Raw genomic sequence first — 17041 nt, 5'->3', positions numbered from 1 at the left:
TTGATACATTAATGAGCTTCGGTGCAGAAATCTGGCGACCGAGACAAATTATGTGCCGACCGACAAATTAAGCTACTCACTTGATGATTGCTATTTCCTCGAAACGCCAAAAGAAAGCGATATACCAGAAATGGCTAGAGCCCTCTTGAGTTCATTTCTTAGTGGAATAGTTTATGAAGTCTTTGGGGAAGAAAGTATTGAAGAAATTAATGAAACAATAAGAAATTGTTTCGAATGGTACACAGCGACTAATACACTTAATCAAGTAGTGGTAGCAAAGGAAAAAAGCACAGGCAGAATTATTGGAGGCTGTATTGCAGGTGTATATCCGGAGATTGTTAACAATTTTTCAGGTATAAATGATGTGTTTGTACTACCGGAATACCGCGGAAAAGGACTTGCGCAAGCTATGATAAAATACTCTATAACAGCGGCATATTCGATTACGCCGGTTATAAAACTACATATTTTAATTGGAAATCCAGCAGAACACTTATACCAAAGGCTTGGGTTTGTTGCAGGACCAAGATTTACAGATATGAAGTATAAGAAAAGTGACTCGTACACGTAGCAACCTAATACGGGACCGGATAGCTCTTTTGCACTGATGGAAACGGTCGTTTACAATGACGCGAAGATTATAGTTAAATAACTTGATGAGAGATCGGATGATTAAGCAAACGGGACACTATAGTTCAATAAACATCAGGGAAAGACTTGCCGACAGTAATGGATCAGCAGGAAGTATTCTTGCCAATATCCATGATTATACGTTTTCTGATAAAAAGATTAGGTATTAGTCGCCCGAATGTGAGAGATAGTATCCCAATTAAAATAAGACATAAAGGAGATAGAAATATGACGGAATTCTGGGAATCAAGTTTTATAGAAAAACAAACGATGTGGGGATTTGAACCTACAGACTCAGCAATCGTGACAAAGGACTTTTTCCTTGATAAGAAAGTTAAGGACATACTGGTACCAGGTTTTGGATATGGCAGAAATGCAAAGGTCTTTATTGACAATGGAATAAATGTAACAGGTATTGAGATTTCAAAAACAGCGATTGATTTGGCGAGGCAAAATGGGATTGATAATAGTGTTTTTCATGGTTCAGTAACTGACATGCCTTTTGATAACAAACTTTATGACGGTATATTTTGCTATGCACTTATTCACTTATTGAATAATCGTGAGAGAGATAAGTTTATCAAAGATTGCTATAATCAGTTAAAGCCAAATGGATATATGATTTTTACAACTGTTTCAAAAAAAGCCCCAATGTTTGGAAAGGGCAAACAATTGGATAAAGACTATTTCGAGATAATGGAAGGCGTAAAAATGTTTTTTTATGATTCTGACTCTATAAAACAAGAATTTGAAAAATATGGACTTGTAGAGTTTTCAGAAATTGACGAGTCAAGTAAGAACATGAAAAATAAACCTCCAATAAAATTTATAATTGTAAAATGTAAGAAAAAACTATAAAGATAATCATATGTCTTCAACACTGTTCTCCCATGAAAATTAAATTAGCTCAAACCCTGAAAAAGAGCATAATAAAGTAGACCCAGAATAACACTTTTTAAAAAAAGGCTGAGCCTCTTGAGTAATCATATAGAGATTGTTAGATCTTTTAAGCACAAAAAACATCATAGACAACAAACAAAAAGGAAAGGCTGGTGCAACAACCAAAAAGGATTAATCTCGCATGAGTGCTACCCATATAGGGTGCGACATTCTGTGATGCACCGTGGTGGTCGGAGTCAGACTAACGGTTGGGCTCTATGGCACCATAGCTTATCGACCTTCTTCGCCAGCCGTACAAACAGTATAGACAGTGGTATCCATTTTCATCCTCTGTGGTGCAGCGCTGCTCTTGCGCTGCATGTATGGCTAACGGGTATAGGGACGCACAGGGCTCCACATTAAAAAGATTAAATATTTCTTATTGAACTAAAGGGGCAGGTTAGTAAAAAATGATATAAGATTAAAATAGATATTTAAGTAAAGTAGAGGGTGATAAATTTTATGTTTACTAATGAAGAAAGAGATTCTATTTATAAAGTTATTTATAACAGGAGAGATATTCGAAGCTTTTTGTCAACTCCTATCCCAGAAAACATGATACATAAAATATTAAATGCAGCTCATCATGCCCCTTCAGTAGGATTTATGCAACCTTGGAACTTTATTTTAATTTCCTCTGATGAAGTTAAAGAAAAATTAGCTTGGGCAGCAGATAAGGAAAGACAAGCATTAGCTATTCATTATGATGGGGAAAAGGAAACGAAGTTCCTTGGTTTAAAAGTTGAAGGATTAAAAGAAGCTCCTATAACTATTTGTGTAACATGTGACCCTTCAAGAGGAGGTTCACATGTATTAGGACGAAATTCAATTCCTGAGACAGACATTTTATCAACAGCATGTGCTATTCAAAATATGTGGTTAGCAGCTTGTGCTGAAGGACTTGCGATGGGGTGGGTAAGTTTTTATAAGAAGAATGATATCCGAGACATTTTAGAAATACCACCACATATTGATCCTATTGCTCTTATCTCTATTGGTTATACTAATGATTATCCAGATAAACCTATTTTAGAATTAGCTAATTGGGAAAAAAGGCGTTCTTTAGAACATCTTATTTTTAAAGATAAATGGGGAAGAAATTAATTAAAGGCTTATTAAAGTAACGGGTGCTTTAGTGTAACAACAGTATTGCTTTTCTTGTTAAACTCCCATGAAAATAAATCTGCAGTTACTGTAAAAAGGCAAAAGTAAATAAGACGCAGCTCATTCATTTTTTAAAGGTTGCAGCACCCGAATTAATGAATATCAGTATATTAAAGAATTAAGAGACTTCTGCAATAGTTACAGAATAACCCAGGTTTTCTAGTCGTCGAACTGCGTATTTCACAATAGATTGTTGCTTCTGTTTGTCAAAATAATCTTCGCCTAGGTCTACATACATTTCTTCACGTGTTAACAGATAGTAGGCTATTCTCAACATAGCATGCGCGACAGAGATCGCTGCCCGTTTCCTTCCTTTTCGCGCTGCCGTTCGTCTATACATGGCACCTAGATAGTTCTTTGACGCTGCAACTGAATGGGCTGCTTCAACTAAGGCGGACTTTAGATATTTATTTCCATTTTTAGCTTTAGTAGATTTTCTCTTTCCTGCACTTTCGTTATGCCCAGGTACAAGTCCAGCCCATGAGCATAAATGCGCAGCACTGGGAAACTGCTTCTTAATATTGGTTCCAATTTACGCTAAGATTTGTTCTGCCATTCGAGTGGCTATCCCAGGAATTGAATCTAAACGTTCGACATCGTCATGAAAAGGGACTACTCTCGTAGCGACTTCCTGATCTAAAATCACGATCTGCTCACTTAAAAAATCAATGTGAGTTAAAATGGTCTTAATCATCAGCCGTTGGTGAGGGTTTACATAACCTTGAAGAGCAAGCGCGAGCTCATCCTTTTTTCGTTTCATGGTGCGTCTAGCGAAGTTCGCTAGTTTCTCAGGATCATCTTCACCACCAGCAATGGCACGGAGCATGTCGCGAGAGGAGACGCCCATAATATCAGAGACAACAGAGCTGAGTTTAATATTGGCTCCTTCTAACACTTTTTGAATTCGATTATGTTGTCTAGCCCTTTCTTCAATGATACTACGACGATATCGAACAAGTTCTCGAAGCTCCCGTTGATTTCGATCTGGAATGAAACTTGCTTTAAGTAGCCCATGACGTAGAAGCTTTGCAATCCATTCTGAATCTTTGACATCTGTTTTACGTCCAGGCAAAGCAACAATACAGTATCAAATAGATAATAATTGGGATAACGAACCTCTTGTTACTCAAAAATTAGATGATGCTATTGATGCAGTTATCTTACACACTGGAATGGTAAGAGATGATGATAAGGAAGATATTCTTTGGAAGCTACATGATTACTTGAAAGAGTTCAAGGCTGGTGACGAAACCTTAGCGGTTAGCCTAACCGCTAAGCAACGAACCGATTACATTAATTTAGGCGAGAAACTCCGTTCAAGCGGGTGGAACTATAATGTAGGATATGATACTAGATGGGATATTTTTAAATCAAAGATAAAGGGGCTCATAGCGGAATCATAAAACTCGAAAGATTAATTGCATATGGATGAGTATTCAACTGATGCGGATGAATGCACCTGAGAAAGGGGGAGGAATCAATCGAACACGAAAAAGAAATACAAGAACTTAAAAATCGTTTGGAAATTGTCGAGAGTCAACTTCATCACAAAACACATTTCTCTAGGTTCTTAAAGTTTGTAATTATCTTTATAATTGTTCTAGTGCTCTTCTTTTTTACAATTGGAGTAGTTCAATTCATGAGCAATTCTTCAGTCTAAACACTTCTTTGGTTCCATAGAAAGTGGAAACCATCTACACACGAATTTTTACAACAATGTAGTCCTTGGAAGTAGCTTTGAAGTAAGAATATACGCGCTGAACCATATTACAAATAGTAGTAAAGCGGAAGTGCGAGTTGAAGAGTGAAGCGAAGATGCTAAACCTGCCAATGAGTGTAAACATGCAATAACATGTGAAGTGTAATGTTGGTACTGAAATAATTAGGATTCAAATATTAAATTTAAAGATAGCGCCTGTTTGAAGTGACGGGTGCTTTCTTATTTTCTGTGAAGGGATTTGTTGGTAAGTGTCGAATTAAGGAAAATAAATCAAAAGCTCAACTGACTAAATGCAAAGAAATTATAAGTAAGGTTGATGTTGTTCGATCAGCACCTACTGTAAATAATATTAGTAAGATAATGGTAGGTCCTTTGTTAAATAGGGTGAAAAATATTTTTGGAATGAGGATTGTAAATGAAAAATCATTATTTTGAAAAAGCAAATAAGAACTTGTTTGCCGTATATCAAACCATATATTCACAAGCAGATATCGAGATGTGGTACGACTGGAATGCTCGGCTAAATGATACAAAATGGTCTGAAGATTGTTATTTTTTGTATTGTGATGGAGAAAAAGTGGGTGGTGCGATTATTGCTCCTAATGTAATCATGTTTCCTTTTCTAATTGCACCTTTTTGTGATAGAAGATTATTTTGGAAGTTGTTATTGCTGCAAGGAGAAGCAATGAGCTCAGAAGGGGAAATCCAATTAAAAGGTATACTTACAGAAAATATTGATATATTAATGAGCTTCGGTGCAGAAACTTGGCGACCGAGACAAATTATGTGCCGACCGACCGATAAATTAAGTTACTCACTTGATGATTGCTATTTCCTCGAAACGCCAAAAGAAAGCGATATACCAGAAATGGCCAGAGCCCTCAGGAATTCATTTCTTGGTGGAATAGTTTATGAAGTCTTTGGGGAAGAAAGTATTGAAGAAATTAATGAAACAATTAGAAATTGTTTCGAATGGTACACAGCAACTAATACACTTAATCAAGTAGTGGTAGCAAAGGAAAAAAGCACAGGCAGAATTATAGGCGGCTGTATTGCAGGTGTACATCCGGAGATAGTTAACAATTTTTCAGGTATAAATGATGTGTTTGTACTACCGGAATACCGCGGAAAAGGACTTGCGCAAGCTATGATAAAATACTCTATGACAGCGGCATATTCAATTACGCCGGTTATAAAACTACATATGTTAATTGGAAATCCAGCAGAACACTTATACCAAAGGCTTGGGTTTGTTGCAGGACCAAGATTTACAGATATGAAGTATATGAAAAGTGACTCGTACACATAGCAACCTAATACGGGACCGGATAGCTCTTTTGCACTGATGGAAACGGTCGTTTACAATGACGCGAAGATTATAGTTAAATAACTTGATGAGAGATCGGATGATTAAGCAAACGGGACACTATAGTTCAATAAACATCAGGGAAAGACTTGGCGACAGTAATGGTTCAGCAGGCCTTTTCCGCTAACGGGCAGTTATGTTCAACAGATCTTTATTAAAAAACTAGAAAAAGAAAGATGATTTTTTCCCTTTTCACAAAAGTATACAACACCTACAATAAGGCTTAAGAATGGAAATTTGAATCGGAGGAGCGGACCATGTTACCTGCTTTAGTTGAAAAAACGATGTTTCAGTTGTGTAGTTCTTTAAGCGTCCGTACTTCGAACATTGAATCAGTTTATCTTTATGGCTCGATTGCGTTAAAGGACTATATTGAGGGTTCAAGTGATATCGACTTTCTAGTAATTGTTCGAAAACCACTTACTCAGTCTGATATCCAAGCAATTTTGACGGCACATGAAGAGTTAGAGATTGAGTTTCCGAACACTGATATTATGGGTGCTTACATACTCCTCGATGACCTAGGGAATAAGCAAATTGAATCTAGTTCCTTACTGACTTACTACAATAAACAAATACATACTAATGGTTGGGGAGCAGATATTAATCCGATTACTTGGTGGATATTAAAAAAACACGGTATTAAGATTTATGGCTCCGAGTTAAAGTTTAATTACGATTTAGAAATTGATGCTCTGCTCGAATATGTAATTAACAATCTAAATAGCTATTGGGTTAATTGGATAGATCGATTAGAGAAACAATTATCGATTGACAATTTATCGGAACAAGAAATTAATATCGAGCAACTTGATGAAGCAGTCGAGTGGTGTACTCTTGGAATGTTGCGACAATTGTATACGTTAAAAGAGCATGATATAACGAGCAAAGTTGGATCTGGAATATACGGAATTAATAAATTGCCGAAAAAGTGGCACGGACTGATTCATGAAGCAATAGCGATAAAGCAACTCAAACCCAAACGTTATTATAAATTACAAATAGAAAGATTGACTGACCTAGTAGCATTGCTTAAATATATTCATTTAGAAGCTAATCGTGTATCGAACCATACTAATGATTCGCTAAACTAACGGGACACGTTAGTGCAATAAAGCTACGGCAGTCTTGGACTATATTTTCCTCGTCCAGACTGCCGTTTATATTTTAAAATTTGTCAGCCTAAACTATATTTCTTTGAACATCAGCACATCTGAATCGGACTATTAAAGTTGCTTTCCAATGGGTTTCCTGCAAAAGTAGTCACATGAATATATGCCCTAAGATGTGGATGATTATATTGTATTAATGTATTGATAATAAAGGTCTATTCGGATAAACTCCTTACGAGGTCTACTGCGATAAACTTCGGGAGGTTAGTGATGATAGAGCAGTACAAATTATTCGATGCAGAGTATAAATTTGTGAATTTAATATGGGAGCATGAACCTTTCAATTCAACTGAGTTAGTAAAGCTTAGCCTTGAAAAGCTTGGTTGGAAAAAATCCACTACATACACAGTTCTAAGAAAGCTCTGTGAGCGCGGGATCCTACACAATGAAGATGCTACGGTTTCAGCGCTTGTCAAAAAAAAAGAAGTTCAAAAAAACGAGAGTCAAACTCTAATGAAAAAAGCCTTTGATGGCTCTCTGCCTCAGTTTTTGACGGCATTTTTAGGTGGGAAGAAGATTACTGAACAAGAAGCGGAAGAGTTGAAACGTATTATAGAGGAGTCGACCAAATGACAAGCTTATTTACGGCTATCCTTAATATGAGCATTACAGCAAGTTATGTCGTTATGGTAGTCATTGTGTTAAGGGTTTTCTTCAGAAAAACCCCTAAGATTTTCTTATATATATTATGGTTGCCTGTACTGATAAGACTTGTTCTCCCTTTTAGTTTCACCTCGAACTTCAGCTTTTTAAGTTTCTTGAAGTATAATGCCCAGTCAGGTACAAGAGCTATGGAGTATGTTCCTAACCAAATCGGTCTTATGCACAATCCTGCTGTTGATCTCGGAATCCAAAGTATCAATCACGTTGTGAACACAACGCTTCCACCTGCTACACCAACAGGGAGCGTAAATCCTATGCAAATCGTTATGGAGATTGCCAGTATAATATGGGTTGTTGGCATCACCATAATACTTATCTACAGCGTCAGATCTTACGTGAAAGTCCTAAATCATGTAAGAACGGCAACTCTTGTAAAAGATAATGTTTTTGAAACGGATAGCATTGCAACACCATTTGTGTGCGGATTTATTAAACCTAGAATATTCATTCCTGCAGGCATAAGTCAAAATGAACTTTCATATATACTGGCTCATGAACAGACTCATATCCAAAGGCTGGATTATCTTATAAAACCTTTAGCATTTTTGGTGCTTGTTATGCATTGGTTCAACCCTTTGATATGGTTATCATTTGCATTAATGAGCAAGGATATGGAAATGTCCTGCGACGAAAGGGTCCTAAAAAAGTTGGGTAACGATATCAAAGGCAACTACTCCAAATCTTTGCTTTCGCTTGCAGTGGGTAAGAATAATCTGGTAAAGGGCAGTCCTCTTGCCTTTGGCGAAAGTAATATTAAGGCTAGAATCAAAAACGTGTTACATTATAAAAAACCGACTCAACTTGTGCTTGTATCCACTTTTATTGTCACGCTGATCTTTAGTACAGGATTTATCTCCAACCCTGTAGAGAAAGAAGGGGATCAGGTGAATCATCTTTTCGATTATGAGAAGTCGACTAGACAACTTGCTACGGTTTGGGCAGAAGGACTTCAAACACGAGATGGACAACAGCGCTATGAAATGATGTCAGAGGAAATGAAAGAGAAATTTAAACAAGAGCAAATCGTTAGAAGCGGAGAGAAATGGAATTTCAATATCGGCGTCTCCAGTCCCTGGGTCGTAGATTTCGAAGTTGAAATTAACGGCACGACTGCGAATATTACTTATGTAACAAAGACAAGTGAGCCTGCTTACTACAAGACGATGGAGACCATTACTTTTGGCAAAGAAAACGGAACGCTTGTGGTTGTTGACTATATTAGGGAGGATTAGTTTTCTTAATCTCGATTTTGCGAACCGTTCAGCCAATACATTGACCTGTCACCGTTGTGGTTATATCCATTGGTTTAATAAAGATATAAAGAGAGTGCATAGATGATCTATGAAATCTTTTATTAGGCGGCGGGGGGATAAAAGGTTTGATGGATATTCGTTTGAATCAATGATATAGAAGCTCCACTGGCGTAATGCTGGATAGGAGTTTTTTTTGTATTTTGAAATTCTCAATAACACATTGACAATAAGGACCATATAATATAAAATACAATTCGATAGTTATCGAATTGTAATAACGATGGTGGATTAGGGGAGGATAGTTGGTTAGTTGAAGATCGAGGAAACAGTTACACTCAAAAAAAGTGAAAACAGGAGGATATCGAATGAGAGTATTGGTTTATGGGGCAGGGGTCTTGGGAAGTTATCTTGCCCATGTGTTGGTCAGGGGTGGGAATGACGTGACTATGTTGGCGAGAGGACGGCGGGTAGATGAATTGCAGAATGACGGACTTGTGATTCGTCATTATTTTCAGATCCGTACTACGGTTGATAAGGTGAGTGTGATTCGTGAGCTACGACCGGAGGATGAGTATGACATCATTTTTGTAGTGATGAAATATCCGGATTTCCAGGCGGTACTGCCTGCTCTTGCGGCGAATCACAGCAGACATGTGGTGATCATGGGGAATAATGCGAGCCCCGCTGAGATGCTGAGTTACTTGCAGACAGGCAGTCCTGTGGAGAAAAAGGTAGCATTCGCTTTTCAGATCAGCGGGGGTTGGAGGGAGGATGGCCGGATGATCTGCGTACGTGGTCCGAAGGGGCAAATGTCAATCGGTGGTCTGGGCGAAGAGCTGTCCTGGCGACCTATGATCGATCAGGCTTTTGTGAACACCAAATATAAAGTGACTTATTATAAGGATATGGATGAGTGGCTGAAAAGTCATCTGGTGATGATCTTGCCTATGAATTTCCTCGCTCCTGCCAGTAACGGCAATCTGCGTCAAGCCGCAGGGAACAAGAAACTGCTGAATCAGGTCATTGATGCGATAGATGAAGGACATCGGGTATTAGAATCACTGGGGTATACGGTTACGCCTGCAAGTCAATCCCAATTGGCTCGGGACAAGCGGAGGATGCTCTACATAGGGCTAAAGGTTATCCTGGCAACCCCTTTTGGCAGAATTCTACTCAGTGATAAAGCGGTGTCCGCTGACGAGATGTCGGCGCTACATCATGCGTTTAATGAGTTGAAGCAGCGGGCGAATATTCCGACACCGAACTGGGATAAGCTTGCAAGTTATGCCCCGTATTTGCAGAACTGATTGCTGTGGCTTATTCCAATTGACATGAACTCCTCAGTAAGCTAGAATTATTTGATTATTATCGAATAATGACATTGTTTGAGGGGGTGCTCAATAGTGGATACCAAAAAAATGGCGAAAATCTTCAAAGCCCTTTCGAATGAGAATCGGTTAGAACTATATTTGAAAATCGCGGAGTCCCATGAGGCCAGCTTTGAAGCGGGTGGTGGACTGTGTGTGGCTGAGATCGTCTCCTGCCTGAATATAGGTGCCCCGACCGTGTCGCATCATATCAAAGAGTTGGTGAATGCAGAACTAGTGACCACGGAGAAAAAAGGGAAGTTCTTAATATGTAAGGTAAATAAACAAATGGTTGCTGATATTATGGAAATGTTGGCTTTGCAGTAGCGTGAATAATGATTGTTATAGGCAGGTTTGACGATATATAATTCGATAATTTACAAAGTGTAGAAGTGTAGGTTTGATAAGGTAACTTAAATTAGGGGAGTTACTTTTTTCAATTCCATGTGAAATTAAATCAGTATGCTCCTTTATTTTGATTGATTACCCAATAAATATGTTACTATTTAGCTTATCTCCTTTTCAGTGTTTAAATGATTCTGGCCCTTTGATTTGGGAGAAGTGGTGGCACGGGTTGAATCCAATTTGCGGTGGCATGCATCGATTGATGACACAGGATTTTGTAAGTCTATTATGAAAACGCCAGCGATGTAATACCTGAGAAGCTATTGAAAGAAATCCAGAAATACGCACCCGGTAACCTTCTCTATATTCCTACTGGAGAGGAAAAAAAGGCTTGGGGCGAAATAAAATAGACTCTAGGTAACATTTTTCTAAAAAAAGGTAGAGTCACTGATTGAGCATTATGGAGTTTAGTGATGAATATACCAAGTTATTTTATTTCGAAGGCTCTCTCTTTATTACAGTCTCACCTTCAATTAACACGGGTTGATAATAAGTGCTGTTTGGTAGGTCTTTCTTTCCCTGTAATTTCTTGATTACCCAATCAGCTGCATCACGCCCCATTTGTTCTTGTGGGTGTGTCAATGTGGTAAGTTTGATATTGGCATTCTTGGAAATATAGGAATTGTCCTGGCCAATAATTGATAATTCTTCAGGAACAGAAATATCAAGTTGTCTGCATACATTCACCAATTCCAACCCTACCTCATCGTTGTAGCAAACAATCGCACTCAACATATCTCTATTTTCAATTAGGTACTTCTCCAAGTTCGTAGATAGGTCTAGCTTCGTCTCTGTGTCGAATGAAAGCACTTGCTCTGGTTGAAATCGTAATTTGGCTTCTCCAAGAGCTTTTATATAACCCTTCATACGGTACTTTCCTTGTAAATCATCCATTTTTGAAATGATTCCAATTTTTGTATGTCCTTTAGAAATCAATTCTTTTGTTGCAAGATAGCTAGACTGTACGTCATCTAGACAAAAGAAAGGCACATCTATTTCCTCATAATAAGCATTGATCATAATGAATGGAACATCTTGTTCTTTGAATGATAGGTAGTAAGCGATATTAGGATTGTATTGATTGCTTTTCGTAGGCTCAATAATTAAACCATCCACTCCATATGACAACATCATTTCCAAAGCTTTTTTTTCTTGTGCCACATCATTATTTGTACTAGCTAACAGTAATGAATAATTATCCTCATTCAATCTACCTTCAATCCCACGGATAATTGAGGGGAAAATGTAATCAGAAATGTAGGTTGTGATTACACCAATAGTTTTATTATTCGAATTCCCACCAGATTTTGATCGATATTGGTTACTAACATAAGTGCCAGATCCTTTTTCACTTCTTAAAAATCCCTCGTTCGATAGTGCTAAAATGGCCTTTCGAACAGTCTGTCGGCTAACTTTATACATATCCTCCAAAGCGGATTCTGTAGGGATTTGTTCTCCTACACTATAACCTCCTGAAAGAATATTACTTTTTAAATCATCAATGATGACCTGATACTTTGGTTTCAATTAAATCACTTCTTCCATAAGTGTTGGTCAATAAATTTGCTTACCAAGAATAGTTGTATGTACATATTTTAACACGCTAATGATTGAATTTATATATGATACCTTATTTACGTATAAAGTACAAAAATATATGCTTAATTGGGTTCAAGTCATCTAGTGTTTCATGTAAACAGTATAAAGGATATAGTAAAAGTATTTGAATTGTAAGTACACCTTATATATTTCATTGACAAATGTACGTACAGAAAATATACTGAAGTTGTCAATAGTAGAAAGCGCCTTCTTTTGGTTATAGATATTAAAACTGCTATCTGAGAGGGGATTAACGTAACAATGAATCGATTAAATACTGTAAAGGCGATTACTATGGGAGAAACTTCTCTTGGTATCGAATTCGGATCGACACGTATCAAAGCGGTGTTGATTGATAATAGCTTTGAAACAATCGCATCCGGAAGTTATGAGTGGGAGAACCAGTTGAAAGACGGTTTCTGGACGTACAGCTTAGAGGACATTATTACTGGTCTTCAAGACGCTTATCGCGCGCTGAAGCAAGAAGTTGAACAAAATTACGGAATCACCCTTCAAACCATCGGTTCGATTGGATTTTCTGCAATGATGCATGGTTATATGGCTTTTGACGACACAGATAAACTGCTCGTTCCGTTTCGGACTTGGCGTAATGCAACAACGAGTGCGGCAGCTAAAGAATTAACTAATAAATTTCAATTCAATATACCTGAACGATGGAGTATTGCTCATCTTTACCAAGCGATATTAGACGAAGAAGAACATGTGCCACAGATACGTTTTGTTACGACATTATCAGGATATATTCATTGGTTATTGACCGGAAACAAAGCACTTGGTGTCGGAGATGCTTCAGGTATGTTCCCAATTGATGAATCCACGCGAAATTATAATGAATCCATGATACAGCAGTTTGATGAACTTGTTGCAGGTAAATGTTATCCGTGGAAAACCAATGACCTTCTTCCTAAGGTCTATGTTGCAGGTGAGCAAGCAGGTGTATTAACTGAAGCGGGAGCCAAAATCCTGGATACATCACATCAATTACAACATGGTATTCCGCTTAGTCCACCGGAAGGGGATGCCGGAACCGGTATGGTTGCTACGAATAGCGTGAGAAAACGCACCGGGAATGTCTCTGTAGGAACTTCTGTTTTTGCCATGATTGTACTTGAGAAAGATCTTTCAAAAGTATATCCGGAAATAGATATGGTCACTACACCGGACGGAAGTCCAGTTGGAATGGTTCATGCGAATAACTGTTCAAGTGACATCAACGCTTGGCTCGGATTATTCCGCGAGTTCTATGAAGCTATGGGGCAAAAGGTAGATTCCGATAAATTGTATAGTGTGCTATTAAATAAAGCATTGGAAGCCGACCCAGATGGTGGAGGTTTGCTCAGCTATGGTTATTTATCAGGTGAAAATATCACAGGATTAGATCAAGGCCGGCCGCTATTTGTCCGCTCACCTGAGAGTAATTTCAATTTGGCAAATTTCATGCGCACTCATCTTTTTACTTCTTTTGGAGCTCTGAAGATCGGAATGGAAATTCTCACAAAGAAAGAAAATGTTGCTATTGATAGCATTTTAGCTCATGGTGGATTATTTAAGACTCCGGTAGTTGGCCAGAAGATCCTTGCAGCAGCAATGAATGTTCCAGTCTCCGTAATGTCAACAGCTGGAGAAGGCGGCGCATGGGGAATGGCTATTCTAGCCTCGTATATGATAAATAAAGAACAGGAAGAAGCCTTAGATGACTTCCTCGACCAAAAAGTGTTCAAAGATGTTGAAGGGCAAGAGATTCATCCTGATGAGGTAGACGTTAAAGGGTTCGAAACCTTTATCGAACGTTACAAAAAAGGTCTGGTGATTGAGCAGTCCGCTGTCGATAATTTAGTCTGAAACTGGAGGGAGCAAGATGTTAGAACAACTTAAAGAAGAAGTGTTTCAAGCCAATCTTGATTTGCCGAAACAAGGACTTATTAAATATACATGGGGAAATGTAAGTGCTATTGATCGTGAGAGTGGATTGTTCGTAATCAAACCTAGCGGTGTAAGTTATGAGAAGATGAAAGCTAGCGATATGGTAGTTGTTGATCTAGATGGGAATGTGGTAGAAGGAGATATGAGACCTTCATCCGATACACCTACTCACGCAGTACTTTATAAGCATTACTCTGAAATCGGAGGGATTGTGCACACGCATTCCACTTGGGCGACCATCTGGGCTCAGGCAGGGCTTGATGTTCCCGTAATGGGGACGACACATGCCGATACATTCTATGGTTCCATACCGTGTGCGCGTTTCTTGACACAAGAGGAAATAGATCGTGGTTACGAGGCGGAAACGGGTCATGTAATCATCGAAACTTTTGAGCAGCGAGGGATAGATATTATGGCGGTTCCCGGCGTCCTACTTAAGGGTCATGGACCATTTACTTGGGGTAAAGATGCCAATTCTGCGGTAATGAACAGCGTTGTATTGGATGAAGTATCGAAAATGAATTTATATGCTAGAGAGTTAAACCATTTTGCGGAGGAATTGCCACAACGTATTCTAGATAAACATTACTTACGCAAACATGGAAAAGACGCTTACTACGGTCAAAAGTAATCAAACAATATAGATAATAGAAAAGAGGATATATATGTCAACAATCGTAAAAAAAGAATTTTGGTTTGTCGTTGGTTCACAGCATCTTTATGGGGAAGAGGCAATATCTGAAGTTAAAGCCAACGCACAAACAATGGCGGATGCTTTGAATAAAAGTGGAATTTTACCTTACCCACTTGTATTACAAGATTTGGCTGTTACTGCAGATAAAATCACGAACATCATGAAAGAAGTCAACTATCGTGACGAAGTTGCTGGTGTCATCACTTGGATGCATACGTTCTCACCTGCAAAAATGTGGATCCGCGGAACAAAGTTGTTGCAAAAGCCTTTGCTTCATCTAGCAACGCAATTTAATGAGAGCATTCCTTGGGCAACAATCGATATGGACTTCATGAATCTTAACCAAGCAGCTCACGGTGACCGTGAATATGGTTTTATTAATGCACGTTTGAAGAAACAAAACAAAGTTGTTGTAGGCTACTGGGGACGCGCTGAAGTACAAAAGCAAATTGCAGAATGGATGGATGTTGCGGTTGCATATAACGAAAGTTTCAACATCAAAGTTGCTCGCTTTGGTGACAACATGCGTAACGTTGGAGTAACCGAAGGAGATAAGGTTGAAGCACAAATTCAATTTGGATGGACTGTTGACTACTTTGGTATTGGAGACCTTGTTCAATTCGTGAATGAAGTTAAGGAAGAAGAAATCGACGCTTTGATGGTTGAATATTCAGAACTTTATGAATTTGATTACGGTACTAACAGTAAGGAAGCTTGGGATGCTAGTGTAAGAGTACAAGCGAGCTATGAAATCGCCATTAAACGTTTCCTTGATCAAGGTGATTACAATGCCTTCACAACGAACTTCGAAGATTTACATGGGATGAAGCAACTTCCTGGACTTGCAGTTCAGCGTCTGATGGCACAAGGATATGGCTTTGCTGGTGAAGGAGATTGGAAGACTGCAGCACTTGATCGCTTACTTAAAGTAATGAGTCATAACCAATCCACTGGATTTATGGAAGATTACACTTATGAATTAACTGTGGGTCAGGAATCAATACTTCAATCACATATGCTTGAAGTAGATCCTACTTTGGCAAGTACCAAACCCAAACTTATCGTTTCTCCGTTAGGTATTGGTGGTAAAGACGATCCAGCCCGTTTAGTATTTGATGGCAAAGCAGGAGACGGTGTAGTTGTTTCCATGGCTGACTTTGGAACTCATTACAAACTTTTGATCAACGAAGTTACTGCATTTGAGCCGACTGTTCCAGCTCCTAACCTTCCAGTAGCTCGTGTGCTTTGGAACGTTAAGCCAAACTTCCAAGATGGGGTTAAAGCTTGGATCGAGAATGGTGGCGGTCACCATACAGTTGTTTCATTAACTTTAACAACAGACCAAATTATTACCTACGCAAAACTTGTTAACTTGGAATATGTAGTTATTAAGTAATGACTCTCCCCTCCAAGGGAGGATTGCTTCGTGCTATATCTCTGTCGGTCAACAGAAACAAAGGACAAGAAACCCCCAGTGGAGGAGCACTCCATGGGGGTTTTCATTTATTCGGTATACTCAAAAGAAAGTGTTTGAAGCGGTGGGATATCATTCATTAGAACGCTCTTTGTTTTTACTGGATAAAATGGAGACTTCTCTATCAAATAATCAATTTATTTATGACACCACTCAAAAGCAAACAAGTGAGATAGTACAAGATGTCATCGACGGCACTAGATTTAAAGTATTTACTGATACAAGTCGCTGACTAACGGGGAACGATAGTAAAATGGCAGTTGCTTCGGCAGCCGTTATTATTTATTCCGAACGGGCAGGATAGTTGAATAAGGTACTTGAAGAAATTAGAATGGAATGCCAACATTTTTGGGGAACATATAAACGTAAAGAGTCGAATTCTTTGATTACAAGAATTCGACTCTTTTATCATTTTCCGAAAGAAGACTTCCACCTCAATGAATGTGAAGGGCGAAGTTCAATGAGTAGGTGGGAGATGAATTCCGGTTGGCGATAGCCAAATACTTCCTTCGTATGATATAATAGAACAAACGTTCTCGATATGATGGAGGTATGACTCATGTTAGTACATAAAGCATACAAATTTCGTATCTATCCAAACAGAAAACAAGCAGAACTCATACATAAGACCATCGGTTGTTCAAGGTTCGT

At 38.5% G+C, this 17041-nt stretch carries 18 protein-coding genes and 1 pseudogene; 15 read left to right on the top strand and 4 right to left on the bottom strand.

Going from position 1 to position 17041, the window contains the following annotated elements:
* Window positions 1-145 precede the first annotated feature (145 nt).
* The 3 genes from AC1TO8_RS19685 (at window position 146) to bluB (ending at window position 2673) form a co-directional block, all read left to right on the top strand.
* Window positions 146-571 (top strand): GNAT family N-acetyltransferase, encoded by a 426-nt coding sequence (locus tag AC1TO8_RS19685; RefSeq protein ID WP_482057327.1) that lies wholly within the window; start codon window positions 146-148, stop codon window positions 569-571.
* Between the two features lie 287 nt (window positions 572-858).
* The gene (locus AC1TO8_RS19680; protein ID WP_482057326.1) at window positions 859-1488 is read left to right on the top strand and encodes a class I SAM-dependent methyltransferase; all 630 of its coding nucleotides are present in this window, start codon (window positions 859-861) and stop codon (window positions 1486-1488) included.
* Between the two features lie 543 nt (window positions 1489-2031).
* Entirely contained in the window at window positions 2032-2673 is a 642-nt protein-coding gene (bluB, locus tag AC1TO8_RS19675; RefSeq protein WP_482057325.1) for a 5,6-dimethylbenzimidazole synthase, read from the top strand.
* Window positions 2674-2851: 178 nt separating this feature from the next.
* On the opposite strand, the gene AC1TO8_RS19670 is transcribed toward bluB, so the two are convergent.
* The 3 genes and pseudogenes from AC1TO8_RS19670 to AC1TO8_RS19660 all read right to left on the bottom strand — a co-directional run bounded on the left by AC1TO8_RS19670 (window position 2852) and on the right by AC1TO8_RS19660 (window position 3805).
* Entirely contained in the window at window positions 2852-3073 is a 222-nt protein-coding gene (locus AC1TO8_RS19670; protein WP_482057324.1) for a hypothetical protein, read from the bottom strand.
* A 21-nt stretch (window positions 3074-3094) separates the two neighbouring features.
* Window positions 3095-3253, bottom strand: a pseudogene (locus AC1TO8_RS19665) (IS110 family transposase); the annotation flags it as partial.
* Between the two features lie 12 nt (window positions 3254-3265).
* Window positions 3266-3805: an IS110 family transposase gene (locus AC1TO8_RS19660; protein ID WP_482057323.1), complete on the bottom strand. Its 540-nt coding sequence runs from the start codon at window positions 3803-3805 to the stop codon at window positions 3266-3268.
* Between AC1TO8_RS19660 and AC1TO8_RS19655 the strand changes: the two genes are divergently transcribed.
* From AC1TO8_RS19655 to AC1TO8_RS19620, 8 genes are all read left to right on the top strand, one after another.
* Window positions 3780-4136, top strand: a complete 357-nt coding sequence (locus AC1TO8_RS19655) for a hypothetical protein (protein WP_482057322.1) — start codon at window positions 3780-3782, stop codon at window positions 4134-4136. The genes AC1TO8_RS19660 and AC1TO8_RS19655 overlap by 26 nt on opposite strands.
* Window positions 4137-4657: 521 nt before the next feature.
* Entirely contained in the window at window positions 4658-4888 is a 231-nt protein-coding gene (locus AC1TO8_RS19650) for a hypothetical protein (protein ID WP_482057321.1), read from the top strand.
* Window positions 4869-5762 carry a GNAT family N-acetyltransferase gene (locus tag AC1TO8_RS19645; RefSeq protein ID WP_482057320.1) on the top strand — a complete coding sequence of 298 codons (894 nt, stop codon included), beginning with the start codon at window positions 4869-4871 and terminating at the stop codon, window positions 5760-5762. The genes AC1TO8_RS19650 and AC1TO8_RS19645 overlap by 20 nt, the downstream gene beginning before the upstream one ends.
* A 341-nt stretch (window positions 5763-6103) precedes the next feature.
* The gene (locus AC1TO8_RS19640) at window positions 6104-6913 is read left to right on the top strand and encodes a nucleotidyltransferase domain-containing protein (RefSeq protein ID WP_482057319.1); all 810 of its coding nucleotides are present in this window, start codon (window positions 6104-6106) and stop codon (window positions 6911-6913) included.
* A gap of 291 nt (window positions 6914-7204) precedes the next feature.
* Window positions 7205-7564, top strand: a complete 360-nt coding sequence (locus AC1TO8_RS19635) for a BlaI/MecI/CopY family transcriptional regulator (RefSeq protein WP_482057430.1) — start codon at window positions 7205-7207, stop codon at window positions 7562-7564.
* On the top strand, window positions 7561-8886 hold the full coding sequence (locus AC1TO8_RS19630) for a M56 family metallopeptidase (RefSeq protein WP_482057318.1): 1326 nt from the start codon (window positions 7561-7563) through the stop codon (window positions 8884-8886). The genes AC1TO8_RS19635 and AC1TO8_RS19630 overlap by 4 nt, the downstream gene beginning before the upstream one ends.
* 386 nt (window positions 8887-9272) lie before the next feature.
* Window positions 9273-10214: a ketopantoate reductase family protein gene (locus tag AC1TO8_RS19625; protein ID WP_482057317.1), complete on the top strand. Its 942-nt coding sequence runs from the start codon at window positions 9273-9275 to the stop codon at window positions 10212-10214.
* A 96-nt stretch (window positions 10215-10310) separates the two neighbouring features.
* Window positions 10311-10601 carry an ArsR/SmtB family transcription factor gene (locus AC1TO8_RS19620; RefSeq protein ID WP_482057316.1) on the top strand — a complete coding sequence of 97 codons (291 nt, stop codon included), beginning with the start codon at window positions 10311-10313 and terminating at the stop codon, window positions 10599-10601.
* 510 nt (window positions 10602-11111) lie between these two features.
* Here AC1TO8_RS19620 and AC1TO8_RS19615 read toward each other — a convergent pair.
* A complete protein-coding gene (locus tag AC1TO8_RS19615; protein ID WP_482057315.1) occupies window positions 11112-12206 on the bottom strand; it encodes a substrate-binding domain-containing protein in 1095 nt (364 codons plus the stop codon).
* A gap of 333 nt (window positions 12207-12539) precedes the next feature.
* Here AC1TO8_RS19615 and AC1TO8_RS19610 point away from each other — a divergent pair, with 333 nt between their 5' ends.
* From AC1TO8_RS19610 to AC1TO8_RS19595, 4 genes are all read left to right on the top strand, one after another.
* Window positions 12540-14141 carry a xylulokinase gene (locus AC1TO8_RS19610; protein WP_482057314.1) on the top strand — a complete coding sequence of 534 codons (1602 nt, stop codon included), beginning with the start codon at window positions 12540-12542 and terminating at the stop codon, window positions 14139-14141.
* Window positions 14142-14157: 16 nt separating this feature from the next.
* Window positions 14158-14853 carry an L-ribulose-5-phosphate 4-epimerase gene (locus tag AC1TO8_RS19605; RefSeq protein WP_482057313.1) on the top strand — a complete coding sequence of 232 codons (696 nt, stop codon included), beginning with the start codon at window positions 14158-14160 and terminating at the stop codon, window positions 14851-14853.
* 34 nt (window positions 14854-14887) lie between these two features.
* Window positions 14888-16312: an L-arabinose isomerase gene (araA, locus tag AC1TO8_RS19600; RefSeq protein WP_482057312.1), complete on the top strand. Its 1425-nt coding sequence runs from the start codon at window positions 14888-14890 to the stop codon at window positions 16310-16312.
* A gap of 637 nt (window positions 16313-16949) precedes the next feature.
* Window positions 16950-17041, top strand: a 92-nt coding sequence (locus AC1TO8_RS19595) for a helix-turn-helix domain-containing protein (protein ID WP_482057429.1), incomplete at its 3' end; no start/stop codon positions are given.

This window comes from Paenibacillus sp. Y859 (assembly GCF_056786405.1).
This window is presented reverse-complemented; position numbering and strand designations above follow the sequence as displayed.

Bases quoted from the DNA above. Each gene is read 5' to 3' on its own strand.
- AC1TO8_RS19680 (WP_482057326.1), top strand. From the start codon at position 859: ATGACGGAATTCTGGGAATCAAGTTTTATAGAAAAACAAACGATGTGG.
- bluB (WP_482057325.1), top strand. From the start codon at position 2,032: ATGTTTACTAATGAAGAAAGAGATTCTATTTATAAAGTTATTTATAAC.
- AC1TO8_RS19670 (WP_482057324.1), bottom strand. From the start codon at position 3,073: ATGTATAGACGAACGGCAGCGCGAAAAGGAAGGAAACGGGCAGCGATC.
- AC1TO8_RS19645 (WP_482057320.1), top strand. From the start codon at position 4,869: ATGAAAAATCATTATTTTGAAAAAGCAAATAAGAACTTGTTTGCCGTA.
- AC1TO8_RS19640 (WP_482057319.1), top strand. From the start codon at position 6,104: ATGTTTCAGTTGTGTAGTTCTTTAAGCGTCCGTACTTCGAACATTGAA.
- AC1TO8_RS19630 (WP_482057318.1), top strand. From the start codon at position 7,561: ATGACAAGCTTATTTACGGCTATCCTTAATATGAGCATTACAGCAAGT.
- AC1TO8_RS19625 (WP_482057317.1), top strand. From the start codon at position 9,273: ATGAGAGTATTGGTTTATGGGGCAGGGGTCTTGGGAAGTTATCTTGCC.
- AC1TO8_RS19610 (WP_482057314.1), top strand. From the start codon at position 12,540: ATGAATCGATTAAATACTGTAAAGGCGATTACTATGGGAGAAACTTCT.
- AC1TO8_RS19605 (WP_482057313.1), top strand. From the start codon at position 14,158: ATGTTAGAACAACTTAAAGAAGAAGTGTTTCAAGCCAATCTTGATTTG.
- araA (WP_482057312.1), top strand. From the start codon at position 14,888: ATGTCAACAATCGTAAAAAAAGAATTTTGGTTTGTCGTTGGTTCACAG.